General features: G+C 53.0%; 15 protein-coding genes and 3 pseudogenes. 6 read left to right on the forward strand and 12 right to left on the reverse strand.

The features are described 5' to 3' along the window. Positions 1–60 precede the first annotated feature (60 nt). The 5 genes and pseudogenes from H0484_RS01220 to H0484_RS01240 all read right to left on the reverse strand — a co-directional run bounded on the left by H0484_RS01220 (position 61) and on the right by H0484_RS01240 (position 3,479). Positions 61–486 carry a helix-turn-helix domain-containing protein gene (locus H0484_RS01220; protein WP_226952616.1) on the reverse strand — a complete coding sequence of 142 codons (426 nt, stop codon included), beginning with the start codon at positions 484–486 and terminating at the stop codon, positions 61–63. Next, positions 483–692, reverse strand: a complete 210-nt coding sequence (locus tag H0484_RS01225) for a type II toxin-antitoxin system HigB family toxin (protein ID WP_226952617.1) — start codon at positions 690–692, stop codon at positions 483–485. Before H0484_RS01225 ends, H0484_RS01220 begins: the two co-directional genes overlap by 4 nt. A gap of 10 nt (positions 693–702) precedes the next feature. Next, positions 703–1,043 (reverse strand): annotated as a pseudogene (locus H0484_RS01230) (DMT family transporter). Positions 1,044–1,137: 94 nt separating this feature from the next. Continuing rightward, entirely contained in the window at positions 1,138–1,593 is a 456-nt protein-coding gene (locus tag H0484_RS01235; protein WP_226952618.1) for a hypothetical protein, read from the reverse strand. A gap of 29 nt (positions 1,594–1,622) precedes the next feature. After that, positions 1,623–3,479, reverse strand: a complete 1,857-nt coding sequence (locus H0484_RS01240; protein ID WP_226952619.1) for a S8 family serine peptidase — start codon at positions 3,477–3,479, stop codon at positions 1,623–1,625. Positions 3,480–3,858: 379 nt separating this feature from the next. On the opposite strand from H0484_RS01240, the gene H0484_RS01245 reads away from it, so the two are divergent. The 6 genes and pseudogenes from H0484_RS01245 (at position 3,859) to H0484_RS01270 (ending at position 9,287) form a co-directional block, all read left to right on the forward strand. Then, a complete protein-coding gene (locus tag H0484_RS01245; RefSeq protein WP_226952620.1) occupies positions 3,859–4,731 on the forward strand; it encodes a GIY-YIG nuclease family protein in 873 nt (290 codons plus the stop codon). A 331-nt stretch (positions 4,732–5,062) separates the two neighbouring features. Then, a pseudogene (locus H0484_RS01250) lies at positions 5,063–6,484 on the forward strand (IS5 family transposase); the annotation flags it as partial. A 419-nt stretch (positions 6,485–6,903) separates the two neighbouring features. Then, entirely contained in the window at positions 6,904–7,158 is a 255-nt protein-coding gene (locus tag H0484_RS01255; protein WP_226952621.1) for a hypothetical protein, read from the forward strand. A 17-nt stretch (positions 7,159–7,175) separates the two neighbouring features. Next, entirely contained in the window at positions 7,176–8,351 is a 1,176-nt protein-coding gene (locus H0484_RS01260) for a transporter substrate-binding domain-containing protein (RefSeq protein WP_226952622.1), read from the forward strand. After that, a complete protein-coding gene (locus H0484_RS01265; protein ID WP_226952623.1) occupies positions 8,348–8,815 on the forward strand; it encodes a lysozyme inhibitor LprI family protein in 468 nt (155 codons plus the stop codon). The genes H0484_RS01260 and H0484_RS01265 overlap by 4 nt, the downstream gene beginning before the upstream one ends. A 43-nt stretch (positions 8,816–8,858) precedes the next feature. Then, entirely contained in the window at positions 8,859–9,287 is a 429-nt protein-coding gene (locus H0484_RS01270; protein ID WP_226952624.1) for a hypothetical protein, read from the forward strand. Positions 9,288–9,453: 166 nt separating this feature from the next. Here the strand turns inward: H0484_RS01270 and H0484_RS01275 are convergent, their stop codons facing one another. The 7 genes and pseudogenes from H0484_RS01275 to H0484_RS01305 all read right to left on the reverse strand — a co-directional run bounded on the left by H0484_RS01275 (position 9,454) and on the right by H0484_RS01305 (position 14,569). After that, the gene (locus H0484_RS01275) at positions 9,454–9,702 is read right to left on the reverse strand and encodes a lysozyme inhibitor LprI family protein (RefSeq protein WP_226952625.1); all 249 of its coding nucleotides are present in this window, start codon (positions 9,700–9,702) and stop codon (positions 9,454–9,456) included. Between the two features lie 157 nt (positions 9,703–9,859). Further along, positions 9,860–10,499: pseudogene (locus H0484_RS15230) on the reverse strand (autotransporter outer membrane beta-barrel domain-containing protein); the annotation flags it as partial. Then, positions 10,426–10,869 (reverse strand): hypothetical protein, encoded by a 444-nt coding sequence (locus H0484_RS01285; RefSeq protein ID WP_226952626.1) that lies wholly within the window; start codon positions 10,867–10,869, stop codon positions 10,426–10,428. The pseudogene H0484_RS15230 and the gene H0484_RS01285, both read right to left, overlap by 74 nt. 13 nt (positions 10,870–10,882) lie before the next feature. Further along, positions 10,883–11,173: a hypothetical protein gene (locus H0484_RS01290; RefSeq protein WP_226952627.1), complete on the reverse strand. Its 291-nt coding sequence runs from the start codon at positions 11,171–11,173 to the stop codon at positions 10,883–10,885. Positions 11,174–11,284: 111 nt separating this feature from the next. Then, on the reverse strand, positions 11,285–11,917 hold the full coding sequence (locus tag H0484_RS01295; protein ID WP_226952628.1) for a hypothetical protein: 633 nt from the start codon (positions 11,915–11,917) through the stop codon (positions 11,285–11,287). 40 nt (positions 11,918–11,957) lie between these two features. Then, the gene (locus H0484_RS01300) at positions 11,958–12,566 is read right to left on the reverse strand and encodes a DUF3011 domain-containing protein (protein WP_226952629.1); all 609 of its coding nucleotides are present in this window, start codon (positions 12,564–12,566) and stop codon (positions 11,958–11,960) included. 32 nt (positions 12,567–12,598) lie between these two features. Continuing rightward, positions 12,599–14,569, reverse strand: coding sequence for a hypothetical protein (locus H0484_RS01305; RefSeq protein ID WP_226952630.1), 1,971 nt, complete (start codon positions 14,567–14,569; stop codon positions 12,599–12,601). Between the last annotated feature and the right edge of the window lie 280 nt (positions 14,570–14,849).

Below are 14,849 nucleotides of genomic sequence, written 5' to 3' on the forward strand. Positions count from 1 at the left end.
CATGGCGCGCCCTGAAGACCTCTGAATCGTAGCAGACCGCCCCCGCCGCACTTGCGTGGATCAATGAGAATGGCCCGTGGCGGGCTCGATGAATAGATCCGCACTCACGCCAAAGCGCGCGACCAGGGCGGCAATCTGACGGGCGTTGAGCATCCGGCGGCCTGACAGAATCTCGGATACCACCCCCTGGCTACCGATCTCCGGCAAATCCGATTGCGTCAGCCCGTGCTGCTCCATGAAAAATCGCAGCATGTCACGTGGAGACGCCTGCGGCAGCTGATACTGCCTGTCATCGTAGTCCGCAATCAAGCCACTTACCAGGCCGAACAGGCCAGAAAGCTCCCCACCCTCTCCTGCCAGACCGCTGTCAATCAGCGCGTCAGCGAGCTCCACCATGCGTGTATAGCCCTCATCATCATGAATGGGGCCGAGCCCCGTGACGCCCCGCAGCGCCGCCCAGCTCGCTCGAATGTCGTTCAGATTCATTTCTTCCAATCTCCCTTGTCGTACTCGGAATGCGTCAGTACGTGCTTGATGTATACCAACTGATGCGCCGCATGCAAGAAAGCGATCAAGCGATACTTGTTGCCGCCGATATCGAACACATACAAATCACCTACCCTGTCCACACTACCGAACTGCTGGCGCCTATGCCCAGCAAGAGAACAGCACAGAGTCAGCGCCTTAGCCAATGCCTTCGCGTCAATGCGCTGACATCTTTGAGAAAAGATTGATGGTTAGTACACCCGCCACGATTAAAACCATACCTATAACGGCGGGCCAATCGAGACTTTGTTTGAAGAGCAGCCAGCCAACCAAGGAGATCAAAACAATACCGACGCCAGACCAAATGGCATAGGCGATACCAACCGGCATGGTTTTGAGAGTCAGGGACAAGAACCAGAAAGCGCCAAGGTAGCCCAACGCAACCACCACCGTCGGGACGAGCTTTGTAAATGATTCAGAAGACTTCAGTGCGGAGTTGCTACCACCTCGAAGACGATGGCTATCAACAGGTAGATAGCTGCTGGTGAATTAAGCATAAACACCCTAACTCAAAGAGTCTGAAATTTTCTCATATTCATTTTCCTACGGGCTTGATTAAGGGACACAAACGCCGTGCTGCGGCAATTGGCACTAATAGGCCCGCGCCTTTCCGCGGCTAATAGCCAGGCGTACGGACGCCTCGGGCAAGCTCTGTTGCAGCGGTGCCATGGCAGCCACCGCTGTCGGGAAATCGGCATAGCGCACCAGCGCAATACCAGTAGCTGGGGAATATTGAATCGACGCTGGGGCGGGACCGGTGGTTGTGCCTGAACGAATCTCGGCTTCCGATGCTCCGGTGACAAGGATTTCGTTTGCACTGCTTACTACCAAACCGCGACTATCAACCAATAAGCTGGCGCCATCGACACCTTTCTGCGGCAGCAGACGGTAGGATTGCTTGCCTACGTTGTAAGTCGGCAGATCGATGAGTTGGCCGAGCTCGTCGGCCGAAATTCTGCTGCCAGGCGTATATGTACCGGCAGCTTCAGCACCAACAACCAGCAGAACCGCAGCGACGCCGCCCAAAATACTATTGATCCATTTCATGATGTGTCCTTGTGTCAGGCAAGGCCTATTTATTGGGCAATGATACGAGCCTGCGCATGCAGGAGATAGTCAGCCGGGGCGGCGGCACCGCCGAAACAGTTTGGAGAAATCACTTCCTCAGTCTCCCCTGTTGCGTCATTCTTCTGCCCGTAACTTAGCGCAAGCTCAGGATTGGCCGCCACCAAGTAGACGTTCCAATTGCCGGCTGCGGCCTCGCCATAGAAAGCCACACTGCTCATGCCATAATCCTCGAACGCCAAGATCTCTTGTGAGCGAAAAATGTCGTTGGGAAGCTTCAGTAGCGACATCGTGCCCAGCGGAGACTGCACGGCAATCCCAACAGAACCCAGACAAACGTTATCCCCAGACAAGCGGACCTGCACGGTGTCCACGGTCTGCTCTGCCATGTTCAGGGTTCCCAGAAGAGTAATTTCCCGGTAAGGAAAATCGCGCGCTAGCGCGTTGCTTATACCTTCCTCTTCGATGTCCTCTGCATACGAGTCTCCTTGGTACCAAGTGCTGATATCCTGGAATTCGGGTATCTTGACATCGTCGAGCCGGCTCAGCGCCGGATCACGTTTGTACTCCTGTGCCAACTCTACGGCGCGCGCCGCATCGGGCAAACCGAACCCATACCAATTGGAATGCTCGTAGCCAGCGCCATTTTTTTGCCAACCAAGATCGATCGGGAACACCTTCGAGCCAGGCCGAATATCGTCCTTACCACCCAGCTCCTCTAGCAATTCGTTGGTGACGAGGTCCATGCGCGCGCCATAAGGAATCAGGCCTTGCCAGTGGGGCGACTCTTGCTCGTAACCGGCGTCAACCTTGCGCGCTGATATTCGCAAGATGTCGCGAACGTCACGCCAGCCCAAATCAGGGTTGGCGGTAAGCATCAACGCAACCACACCTGCGATCGTCGGCGTCGCAGCGGATGTGCCATTCATGTAAGCATAATCACAATCGGGGTTGTCAGGCACGCCATTACGCTTTGATTCGCCCCGCAAAAAGGCTGTGCGTTTGCTGCTCTTGGTGCTATAGCCCAAGGTGCAGCCTTGGATATCAGTGGAAAAGATGGTGGGCCCGCTGTAGTAGCTGGTAGCAACTTCACCATAAGTGCCACCGTTACCAAACTCGCCGCCCAGTCCACTGATCCAGTTGACCGACCCCACGCTACTGTAGCTGCTGGATTGGCCGAACGCATTGACTGCTGCCACCACGATGGTGTTGGGCTCTTTCGATCCTATTTCATCATTGCCCGGGTTACTGCAATCGTAATAGGCTTCGTCCAGTCCACATTCGATACCGTCGAAGTCATTACCCGCAGCCTTCAGGTAGATGGCTCCCTTGCCGCCACGCAGTTTCTTGAGCGCGCGCATGACCGGTGTAAAGCTATCGTCTTCGGAGTCGTATGAAAAAGGTGCTCCGGAGTATCCCAAGGAAGCGTTGATGACATCCGCAGAGCTGGACCACGGTGCGCCTCCCATTGCCGCCGCCCAATTCGCAATGCCTTGATGCTCAAGGTAGTTGACACCGCCGACATTGACGCGCGGAGCGATGCCCATCACGCCTTTGCCGTTCTGAGCGGCAGCAATAATGCCCGCCACTGCCGTGCCGTGTGGAGCAGAACTAGACGCCGGATTTGTGGGATAGGGATCTTGTGTATTCGAACCCAAGTTCCAGGATAGCGAGAAGTCCGCGTTAGGTGCCAAGTCTTCAGTGTGAAGGTCGACGCCCGAATCAACCACCAGCACATTCACTCCCTGACCTTTGATGCCTTGCCGATGGACCGGCTCGACGTTCAGATCCATCCCGCCTGAGAAAACCTCCGGATAATCCTTGAAGTAGCTGTCTTGATAATTTAACGCCCACTGAAATGTGTACAAAGGCTCCGACGCACCTGTCTCGCACGCATAAGGGCCAGACTCAGCGCAGACAACGTCGGGGCCCGGCGGGACGTCGGATCCGCCAGAACCATTGCAGGCGGAAAGCGCAAGGGCCACTGTAGAGATCAGTGAGCAGCGGATTACATTCAATGAGGTCATAAGCATTCTGAAATTTTGTAGTGCGCGAGACCGACAGGTTTCTGGACGCCGCTCGCAGTAACGAGAGTGTACGTTGAATAGTGTGTGATGTCGCCCACAAAAGCCGTCTGCTGCTCAAGCAGGAAGTCTCCCACCTCTGAATCAGAGGCAAATGATTGAAAGTCCGCCATGTTTCGCGTTACTTAGCTCATGTAGCATTGGCCCAACTCATAAATGGAGCATGACCGTGCCGTCCCAAGCTGCTTACCTCTACCTTCTCGTTTTTCCAGAAAAAAAGGTCGTTAAAGTAGGCAAAGCGAACGACATCCTTAACCGCCTGGCTACGCTTAAGCGATGGTGGGGTGAGCCAGACTACGACGCGTCCTACTGCGTCAAAGCAGAGGAGTCATTGGTCTTTCGACTGGAACGTGCCCTGCACTGCTTCCTGGACGAGTTTGACTCTCCCGAAGATTCTGGCGACGGGCACACCGAACTTTTTCGCATGGAGGCGCTTCCTATTGCGCTCCGACACCTCGAGCTTTATATCAGCAACAAAAAGCCCGGAAGCTACGAGCTGACCAAAGGCATACCGCGTGCCCTTGCAATGCCCAAGCAAAACTCAAAGTACGACCTACGCGCCTACGAACGGTTTTCAAAAAGAGGACGTCTTGCACTGGACTCACTGGACGACACGCTGCGCCAGCTTCGGTATCTCCATCGCTGGGTAGCCCTCTTGCTCCGATGGCAGCACAAGATTCAGTATCAGTGGGACGTCACTGACGACATCATTTTCTTTAGGGCGCGGAGCAAGCAGCTCCACCTGATGTACTCCAAAGTCCTATGGCCCGCTCTTAGCTATCACGTCTCGGGATTTCAAGGCGGCTTTCATGGCGTCAACCTTTGCTCTTTTTGTAGCTCAGGCGACGTCAACCAATTTGAGATAAGCACCAAACTGCTACCAGATGGAGAACGTCGACCAGATGTTTTGGAATTGCTACTGGCGCAAGCTGTACAGTGGATTAACGTGCTGCCTCGGCGCTCTGCCGCAGCGTTCGAGGAAATCCCACGCCTGAACATCTCGCTACATGACTTCTTTGAGAAGCAAGACGCTTAGGTGTATGAACCCAATGCGATGTCTCCCCAAGGTTGAGCACCGACTACCAAAGCATGGTCGATGACGCTCTGTTCCTGAAAGATATTGTGTCTTTCGATGTTTCGATAGCTTAGTACCAGGCGATACAAGAAAATCTCGGTAAATGAATTTTCTATCCTTAGAAAAACGCAAGACTGACCTAAACCGATAAAAACGCCCCATCTCCATTAAGTAGTCGCCCCTGATTTATTCGTAAGCCATTGATTTTGCTGGATATTTTCTTCATTCCGGCGTATAATTTCTCCCGTTCTGATAGCGCATCCGCCTTGATTTCTGGGAGTTTCGTGCCGTGATGTTCACCTGCCCCGCCACCGACGATTTCTTCCGCTCGCGCATCGACCAGATGATCGATCTGCGCCATCCGCTGGCGGTGCTGTCTTCGCGCATGCCCTGGCAGGAGATCGAGGCGCGGGTGGCCCACCTGCTGGTGCGCAAGGCCCACGCCGGGCAGGCCATGCCCGATCTGGATTTGTTCGGCGAGAAGCCCCAGCGCAAGGCTGCGGCCAGCAAGGCCGGGCGCCCGCGCGTGGCGCTGCGCATCATGGTCTCGCTGCTGTACCTCAAGCACGCGTTCAACGAGTCCGATGAAGGTGTCGTTGACCGCTGGGGCGAGACGCCGACCTGGCAGTTCTTCTCAGGCCAGGCGTACTTTGAACACCAGCGTCCCTGCGACGCCACCACCCTGGTCAAGTTCCGCCAGTTGCTCGGCGAAGAAGGCGTGGAAGAACTTCTGGCACAGACGATCAACGTGGCGCTTGAGATCAAGCTGATCAAGCCGCAGGAGCTGACCCGCGTGATCGTGGACAGCACGGTGCAGCACAAGGCGATTGCGCACCCCACCGACAGCCGCCTGCTGGAGACAGCCAGGGTCAAGCTGGTCGAAGCAGCCAAGGGTGCCGGCATCGACTTGAAGCAGACCTTTGCCAAGGAAGGCAAGGAGCTGGGCCGCAAGGCCGGGCGCTATGCCCACGCGCGCCAGTTCAAGCGCATGCGCCGCGCCATCAAGCGCCAGCGCACCATCGTCGGGCGGCTGCAGCGCGAGATCGAGAGGAAGATCGCCACTGGGGCCAGCGCCATCGGGCAAGCCGTGCGCCAAGCGCTCGCCCAGACATTGAGCAAGGCCGCGCGCATCGTGGCCCAGAGCGGCCAGCGCAAGGCGGTGGATGGACAGCCCAAGCTGTACGCCTGGCATGCCCCGGAGGTGGACTGCATCAGCAAAGGCAAGGCCAAGCAGCCCTACGAGTTCGGCGTGAAGGTGGGCATTGCCAGCACGCTCAAAGGCAACCTGATCGTGGGCGCCCGGGCCTTCCACGGCAACCCGTACGACGGTCACACACTGCGCGAACAGCTGGAGCAGGCCACGATCCTGATGCAGGACAGCGATGCAAAACCAGCGACAGCCTTTGTCGATCTGGGCTACCGGGGGGTGGATGCGGACAACCCGGATGTGCACATCGTGCACCGGGGCAAGGCCAAGCGGATCAGTGAGCAGGAAAGAAAGCTGCTCAGGCGGCGCCAGGCTATTGAACCCATCATCGGACACCTCAAGGCCGATCACCGCATGGATCGCTGCCACCTCAAGGGCGAAACGGGTGACCGCCTGCACGCGGTGCTGTGCGCGGCCGGCTACAACATCAAGTGGCTGCTGCGCATGATCGCCAGGAAGGGGGTTACCTTCCTCACAACCATTTTGTTGTGCCTGCAGCAGGCCAGCACGCAGGGGCGTTCTTGGCTGGCCGCTGTGATGGGCATGCGCTCTTGGGCTGCTGATGGCCGATCAACCCTGGCCAACCGGCTGACCTTTGGTGCTGGCAGGCTCTCTCAGGCTTGAAATGAATATTTCAGGGCCGACTAAGTAATTTATCACATTCTTACCTTCTATCAGATCCGAATCACTTTTAAAGCCACAATGGGCTGCACTCTTGAGCCAAGCGGCCCCTAACAGCCTATTATAAAAGTGATATGCACTCCAATGATGGAAGAAAAATTGCACCTTCAGTCGACCACATCTATGTTAATGAAGCTAATTCTGGTTGGCTGCTCCCAAAGCGCCAATAGGCGAGTCAGCGTGCAGATAGATTACTGTCGGCTACAAATAGCAAAGCTATTTTTTAATTTTAGAAACACGAAAAGATGAAGAAATTACTGATAGTCAAAAGTTCCGCACTACTCACGGGAGTATTAACAATTGGCCTACTTTCCGGATGCGCGGCCTTAGACGAAATGGAAGCAGACGAGTTTCGGCAAAAATGCCAAAACTTAGGCATCCAACCAGGTTCAGCAAATTTCGAACAATGTATGCTGCAGCAACAAGCCATTAGCGAAAATGCAACTCAGCACGCCTTGGATCGTATTGAACGGCAAGAAGAATATAAACACAGACACTGAGTAAGGCGCATAACAAGATGCCTTCCCCACAGTCACATACCATCTCCAAGTTTGAAAAAGTCACACACAAAGGTGATATCGCTACCGAGCTGGTGGGGCACAGAATTATTACTGCCCCTAACTTTGCGATTCTCCTTGCCTACGTCCTGCTTGCATTCTTGGCAATCCTTCCTCCCCCCAGTAATGCACAAACCCAACCACTGACTATAGGGGTATTGGCATCACCGCCATTCGTGATAGGTAATGACGGGAAATTTACGGGGTTAGCAATTGATCTTTGGGAGGAAATAGCCACAAAAAAGGGTTGGGAATTTGAGTATCAAGAGTACAAAACGTTTCGTGAACTGATCGAAGCAACCAGTTCAGCTCAAGTTGATCTGGCGATGACAAGTCTCACTATTACTCAACAACGAGCCCTTAAAGTAGACTTCACGCAACCATGGTTCGATGGTGGCATGCGTCTTATGATCAACACCGAACAAGGAACCGGTTTTCGCGGCATCATTAAAGGACTTGCCCAGGCAGGCTTCATTACTGCCTACGCCTGGATAGCATTTGTCATTATCTTCGCAACAGCTCTTCTTACGTTTTTTGATCGTCGGTTCGACAAATCATTTCCCGTTCGTTGGCGTGATGGTGTTGCCGAAAGCTTTTATACAGTCATGTCGGTGGTTACTTCAGGTCGCCCGCCTTCCAGAAAGAACCTATTTGGTTGGTTAGGCCGCATATGGCAGGCACTCTGGTTAGTCTGCGGTGTTGCGGTACTTGCATTTGTTACCTCGTCAGTGACCAGTGTGATGACTACACTAGCCATCACAAATCAGATTAATAGCGTAGATGACCTGGCTGGCAGAACTGTGGCCGTCTTGACCGGATCGGTGGAAGAGGATTATGCGCGCGAAAAAGGGCTTGCCGTCCGTAGCTATACCAGCTTGAACGCTGCCGTTGCAGCGCTGACAAATGACGAGGTTACCGCCATCATTGCGGATGCGCCAGTGCTTGAATATTACGCTCACAAAAATTCTGAACTGCCGGTCAAGGTGGTTGGCAGAATCTTCGAGCACGACAAATATGGATTTGCGCTTCCCCTTCATAGCCCCCTCTCCCGAGAAGTGACTCTTGCAGTACTGGGTGCAGTTGATAATGGTCGGGTTGAAGAGCTGAAAACCAGATATTTCGGCGCAAATCCATGAATAAGCTTCAGTTAATGCTCTTACAAGTCACACCGGAGAATCTAATGCGGACGCTCTTGCTCATAACACTGATCTCTTTCGGGCTTGGTGCCACGGCACTTACTCGAAACTCGTATGCTGCTGACTGCGCCAACGCCAGCGACCAAAGCACGCTGAATGAGTGCGCAGGCAAGGACTACAAGAAGTCGGATACTGAGTTGAACAAGCTTTATAAAGAGATTCGAAGCCGCCTGAGTGATCAACCCGATACCGTAAAGAAGCTTGTCTCGGCACAAAGGGCCTGGATCGCTTTTCGCGATGCCGAATGCGACTTTGCTACGCTCAACACACAAGGCGGCAGTGCATACGGAATGCTGGTCAGCATGTGTCGCGATCAGCTTACTCAGACTCGGGTCAAAGAATTCAAAACCTACCTTTCCTGCGAAGAAGGCGACATGAGCTGCCCTGTTCCTCCAAAGGACTAAAAAAAGCAAATACCGTATAACGATCTGCAGGAGTTATTGGAAAATGAGTCGATCTCGCTTCACGCATGCATTGTTGATATTTAGCTTATCTGCAATAGCCTTACAAAGTGGCGCTACAGGTCTTGATAAGCAGCCCTCACTCAAAGACAGCACAAAACCAACTGCCATATCCGCTGTGGGATTTCCAGCTGGGACGTTCACTGGCGATGACATTCGGTTAAAACTGGACAGCCAAGGCAAATACACGCTCAGCGGCGGAGCGGTTGAAGCGACGGTCCGGGGAACATGGTCAGTGGAAACCAACGGGAAACACACCCTCTTACGCCTCACGCCTAACAAAAATGAAGACGATTGGGTGTTTGGTGTGAGGTCCAAAAGCACGCTGCAATTAGTTGATGAAAAAAAATTGGGAGTTCTGGACAGACCACTGGATGTTTATGAAGATGCAGGTACTTTAACGCGTGAAAAATAAGCAAATTGGGCCGCTACGAGGCGGGCTAATTTAGTTATGCAATTAAATTAAATAGAGGGCTTAGGCCAGTAACTTGAGCTAGCCTCACAAAAACGAAATTCAGATTGTTAAAGAACAACGTTCAGGCTAACAAGCCACCTGCATGAGGCCTCAAACTGGCAACTTTTTAAGCAACCTTCCTCACGCCAAGCGAAGCATCGCAACCTTGTGCTGCTATCCGCCACGCCGCATCGTCCGTCAGGCGGATCTCGATATGCTTGAAGAGATCGTTGAGTTTTTTGTGAGATTGCTTGAGCGAAGCTCCGGCGCATTCATTCATTGTCGCCTGATCCTGCGGATCGGAGCCTCTGTCCTTGGCGAAAACAGTGGTTGGAAAGAGCAGTGCAGCAGCGATTGTGAGCAATGCAATTTTCATGGAGAAATCCTTCGTCGGGAACTTGTCAGTTGAACGAGTCTCCCCGTCACAGATGTGTCGTGATGGCGTTAAAGAAGCCGGGATTTAAAACATATCAGAACCGGATACGGAGCTTGGCGTTGAAGCCATGCCCCCGCGCGTTCGAAGCGATCTGTCCCTGATACGCCACACCGATCGATGCGTTCGGCGTGAAATTGATATCGAGGCCCGCTTCAATGAGCGCGGCGTCTTTTACGATTGGTGCGCCTCTCACTGCGAACGTATCGCTGTCTGCAAAAGCTAAAATCGATTTTGGTGCTATATCACCGAAGGCGTGACGCCATGCAAGGGTGCCCCGCACCGTGACGGGAACCGCGCCGAACTGCAAATCGGTTGAGGCCCGCAAGCCGGAGCATGGTGAGGGTAGTGTCGCTCGATCCGCCTGACCCGCCCAGCGCAGCTGGGCCGCCCCTTTCGCTGAAACCGTCTGCCTTCAGATGCACATAAGCAAGGTTACCGTAAGGCTCGAATGACGCCGTGGGAATGTCTATACGGTAGCCGAGTTCTCCGAAAGCCTGAAACGTTCCGGCATCATAGTTACTCGACAAGCTGTCAAAGAAGCCGGGAAATACGACCGACCTATTGTGCTTCATGCGATGCCAGGTGTAGGCAAGACCGGAGCGGAACCCGAGTTGGCCATGAAGGCCGAGATGATAATTGTCGCTCGAGCCGGATGACGCACGATTATCCGCATCGAAAGACGTATGGCTGTAGCCGGCAAGCAGACCGACCCGCCAGCTTTTCTCGCTGCAACTGATTACCCATCTTCCGCGTAATCACGCTAAGGGGCTCTCCTCCTCCATCGGTCGTGAAATAATTCGCGCTGACGAAATATGGCGTATAGGCTGTAGTTTTCTTTTCCAGATCGAACACAACAGACTGAGAACGAAAGAAATCGAGGCCGACAACAAACTCGGTGTTGTCAGTGTCGCTTTTTGCAACGGAGACGCTCATGAGGAAGACCTCATCCCCTTTGGGCGCCGAAATCGAAAGATCCATTTCGTACTGATCGGGATCAGTTGGCCTGTTCTTCTGAGCGATCCTTATGATCTTCGCTTCGAGCAGTTCGTCGAACTTCGCTTTGCCGAGCTTCAAGGTGCCGCCACCAGGCGTGCCCGTGTCAAGCATGAGAGGCAGCTTGTCAGCCACTAACTTTTGGTCTTTTGGTCGTTTGTTCCTGAATCGCCCCGGGTTTGAGAACGTAGGCACCTTCGAACATTGTCGATGCATTGCCCTCTTCACCAGGAAACTGCGCGACAAATCCATCCCTGGGCTGATCTTCCCAAGGCGACACTGATCTGAATTGTGCGCGTACAGCCTCGTTCACATCGATAATCACGCACGGCGAACACCCCGGCGTGGAATGGTTGGCGGCATTCGCCCCTTCTCCGTTCTCGCTGTTTGCCGCCACGACAAAACCGGATTTGGTCATCCCAGGCAGAGCGCTGGATAGTAAGCTGGTGGAAAACAGATAGTCAGCCGCCCCAAACGTGCCTGAGAATATGTCCCCTTCTTCGAATGGTAATCCAGCCTCGATTTTGTGTCAGGCATCGAGATCGGCATGATATTCTTTAGATACCTTGTCTTGAGCTAGGTCTCCTGGCTCGTAACAATTAAGGTAGTTTGCGGCTTTAGAAGTAACACATACCGGCTTGGGGGATAGATGTACACCGCCGAGATAGGAGGAATCCGTCGTATATAAATTATCGGTTATCTTTGCGAGCTGGTAGTTCCCGTTCAGGACTTTCACTGGTGACGTGGTGTCGTTCTTACCAAAGTAGGACAGTTTGTTGAAACTGGTCTCCTGAAGACTGTAGCCGTAGGTGCCGTCGCCGTAGGAATAATACTTTAAAGGCTTACCCGGGGTCGCCTTCACATCGTTTCCGACCGCCGCGTTGAACTGATCAGAACCTGTGTCAAACAAGTAGCGACGCGCTTTGCCGTCATTCACCCCGACCCAGATGCCGAGTCGGCTCATATCTTGTCCACCCGCTCCATTGTCCTTGTAGATGTATTCGAGAGGGATGGGCGTAGATTCCTGAGCGGATGCGGTGCTCGCTCTACCCATGACCACACCCATACCAATGAGCACCATCGGGACGACAGCAGTGGAGGTCATCGTTGCTGTGGCCACCAAGCGCCTTCTTATGCCTGAAAAAATGTGCATTTCAGTCATACGCCTTCATCGCGACAGATAAAATCCATAATGCTGTTCATTAGTCAGTGTCGGGATCATCAACGAGGCAACCTATGCCATGGCAGCCCTGATAATTTCCTTCTGTATCAAAATTGGGCTCTCCGTCCTTATCGAACTGAGGCCTATCATCCACAACTTCATCGGGGTTATCGACTAAGCAGCCCACGCCATGGCAGCCGTTATAATCATCGCTATAGTCGTAATTAGACGTAGTGTGGCGTCGGTTTGAGTTATGGTCGTCGACCATCCCAGCCACAATCGCACCAAGCACTGCGCCGGCCACCACGGACCCAGCATCGTGGCCGCGATGATCGTACATACGTGCGTTTTCGTCGAAGCTGTCTCCACGCCCATGATGGTAGCCACCAACATCGGCGAACACGCCCGAACAACCTTCAGCAACCCATATATATCCGCTTTTAGGGTTATAGCCCCAAGTCCGGTTCAATATGCAGGAGCTACTGGAGGTCTGATGAATAAGTTGCGGTTGCTTGAGAGAGCCAGCCCAGCATTCGCCATACTGATAATGGCGTGATTGGCACTCGACAGTGGATTGAGCCTGAGTCTCGGGAGAGACCCAGAATATCAAGAGAGCGCAAGTAGCAGCGAAAAGATATTTTTTAGTCATACTCTTTCCAATTCAAAAATTCGTTTTAAACATCAGCCGTTAGTTGGGATTGCCTTCAGCCGGGCAGCACTTCCACCGGGAAGCACGTTCACTACACCCACAGCACCAGTCCCCAATAGTTGCCCACCCTCCTTAACTGTGACTGTGCCATGTACCGTGCCGTCAACGACCAGTTTTCCAGACACAGCAACATCCCCCGTCAGTTCCCCAGTCACATGTAGCTCAGCCCCTGCAGCAACCTCTGTCAGGCCTGAATAGTCATTGTCTGTATTACCCAGAATGAGCCTGCCAGCCGCTACAACGAGGCCACCACCCATATTCTTATCGTTGTTGCCGTAATCAGTGATGGTGCCATCGAACCGACCGCTCGCTGCTGTCAAGACAAGCCGGTTTGGGCCAAGCAGGATGTCACCTGTTCCCTCTATATTTCGGACCACAGCGTCAGAGGAGGTTTGGTTAACGCCCCAAGCATCCATATGCGCGCCCTTCTGGTCGATATAGAACAAACCGTCGATCACAATATGTGAGGAGTGCTCGATGCTGCCTGGGCCAGCGAGGTGAAGATAGCTTTCCTTCGCGATGCGTGTCGCACCCGTATAAGTATTCACCCCTGTCATCCGTACATTTGCACCTTTCTCTAGGACGAAGTCTCCACTCCCAGAAAGACTCCCCGCTAGACCAATCCAGCCTGAACTTCCGATATCCTCATTGATCTTGGCAAGATGGGTGGCCGTGCCATCATTCCGGTCAGTGGAAAAATCGCCGACAGTGACGAAATACGGAGAATAAGCAGTGATCCTATTAGCGAGGTCGTACATAACCGAATTTTGCTGAAAGAAGGGGAGGCCGACAGTTAGCGTATTTCCCTCATCCTCATCTGCAAGACGGCTGATCGTAATATCTTCATATTCCAGGTTGTTGAGTTTGTCGTCAAAACCGTAGAACTTAATATCAACACTCGCATTGTCATACTCGGCCAGCTTAAAACCTTTGGCACGGAACTTTTTCAGCATTGCATCCGCGTCAACCAGAAGGAACTCGGCATTACCCGTATCAAACAGAATAGGGCCCTTGAAGTCGACGGCACGCTTTTTTTTGCCGATCGGAACTGAGATCGTATAGCTGAAGTTGCCGTCGTGCTCGTTCGATGCATTTGCTCCCGAACCAGGGAAGTGGCGCTGAGCCGTTTCGTAATCAAGTTTGCCCCAAGGCATCAGGGCTGTGAACTGTGCACGCATGCTAGGCGTTAAATGCAAGTTAAGGCATGGCGCACAGCCAGGAGTGTTTTTGTCTCCCATATTGGCATTGGCTGAAATCACATAACCCGTTTTAGTTTGCCCTCCAGGAGCGGACGTCCCCGTGCTGTAATCGGTGAAATTACCTGCGCCATACGTGCCATAAAACGGGGGGTGGTCACTGGGCTCTCCTTTCCGGATCCGCTCTCGGACCTCCAGGTCTGCGTAATAATGGGTGCCTTCTCTAGTGCCCACCGGCTTATCGGACACCTTATGTTCCTGGAAACCATCATGCTGCTTGCTATACACCCAGTCGAGCATCCGAGCTGCAATATAGCTACCTGATGTGTTTGTAATGAGTTCGGTAGGTCTGTCCGGATTATGGTAAGACAATTGTTCAAACATGACTTGTTGCATCCAGTATCCGTAGGTGCCGTCGCCATAGCTGTATAGATCTGGCTTTACTCCTGGAACTGGTACGACGCCTGGAGCATCTTCTATCTGCCCTATAAACATGTCCGAACCGGTGTCAAACTGATAAAGCCTAGGCTGGGAGCCGTTTACGCCGATCATGATGCCAAGCGCATCAAAATCCTTTGCGTCATCGTCAGAAGGAACGTGCTTAAGAACAATTGCGACCGTTTCAGAAGTTGCTGCCTGGGCCGAAGCGTTAGGAATGGCTGACGAGACCACCGCACAACACAGCAGGCTATACAGTGCTCTATCACGGCAAACGCCTCTATCTTTTGTCTTTATCATGCCCGTCACGCCCTCTTCCTATTCTTAGCACCCTGTCCTTCTACTAGTTCCCACGCAAAAGCGGGCAAACACAGGGCGTTTGTAATAGTAGGGTCGAGCATTTTCTGCGTCCAGGATTCGCATTCGTGAACGATGAAAAAATGATGAGGATCAGATAACGCGATTGGAATACGATAGCGATAGCAAAGAAGATGTTTCCTGGTGCCCAAAAATGCGCAATTAGCTCATCATTGGGCACCAATGATGCTGGATATAATGCGAGCATACAGCGACAGTTGATGGAGAGATT

It is taken from the genome of Mesopusillimonas faecipullorum (assembly GCF_020539505.1).
Lineage (GTDB): Bacteria > Pseudomonadota > Gammaproteobacteria > Burkholderiales > Burkholderiaceae_B > Mesopusillimonas > Mesopusillimonas faecipullorum.

Bases quoted from the DNA above. Each gene is read 5' to 3' on its own strand.
- H0484_RS01285 (WP_226952626.1), bottom strand. From the start codon at position 10,869: ATGCTTGACACGGGCACGCCTGGTGGCGGCACCTTGAAGCTCGGCAAA.
- H0484_RS01220 (WP_226952616.1), bottom strand. From the start codon at position 486: ATGAATCTGAACGACATTCGAGCGAGCTGGGCGGCGCTGCGGGGCGTC.
- H0484_RS01270 (WP_226952624.1), top strand. From the start codon at position 8,859: ATGAGTCGATCTCGCTTCACGCATGCATTGTTGATATTTAGCTTATCT.
- H0484_RS01275 (WP_226952625.1), bottom strand. From the start codon at position 9,702: ATGAAAATTGCATTGCTCACAATCGCTGCTGCACTGCTCTTTCCAACC.
- H0484_RS01290 (WP_226952627.1), bottom strand. From the start codon at position 11,173: ATGACCAAATCCGGTTTTGTCGTGGCGGCAAACAGCGAGAACGGAGAA.
- H0484_RS01295 (WP_226952628.1), bottom strand. From the start codon at position 11,917: ATGACTGAAATGCACATTTTTTCAGGCATAAGAAGGCGCTTGGTGGCC.
- H0484_RS01300 (WP_226952629.1), bottom strand. From the start codon at position 12,566: ATGACTAAAAAATATCTTTTCGCTGCTACTTGCGCTCTCTTGATATTC.
- H0484_RS01235 (WP_226952618.1), bottom strand. From the start codon at position 1,593: ATGAAATGGATCAATAGTATTTTGGGCGGCGTCGCTGCGGTTCTGCTG.
- H0484_RS01255 (WP_226952621.1), top strand. From the start codon at position 6,904: ATGAAGAAATTACTGATAGTCAAAAGTTCCGCACTACTCACGGGAGTA.
- H0484_RS01245 (WP_226952620.1), top strand. From the start codon at position 3,859: ATGACCGTGCCGTCCCAAGCTGCTTACCTCTACCTTCTCGTTTTTCCA.
- H0484_RS01260 (WP_226952622.1), top strand. From the start codon at position 7,176: ATGCCTTCCCCACAGTCACATACCATCTCCAAGTTTGAAAAAGTCACA.
- H0484_RS01265 (WP_226952623.1), top strand. From the start codon at position 8,348: ATGAATAAGCTTCAGTTAATGCTCTTACAAGTCACACCGGAGAATCTA.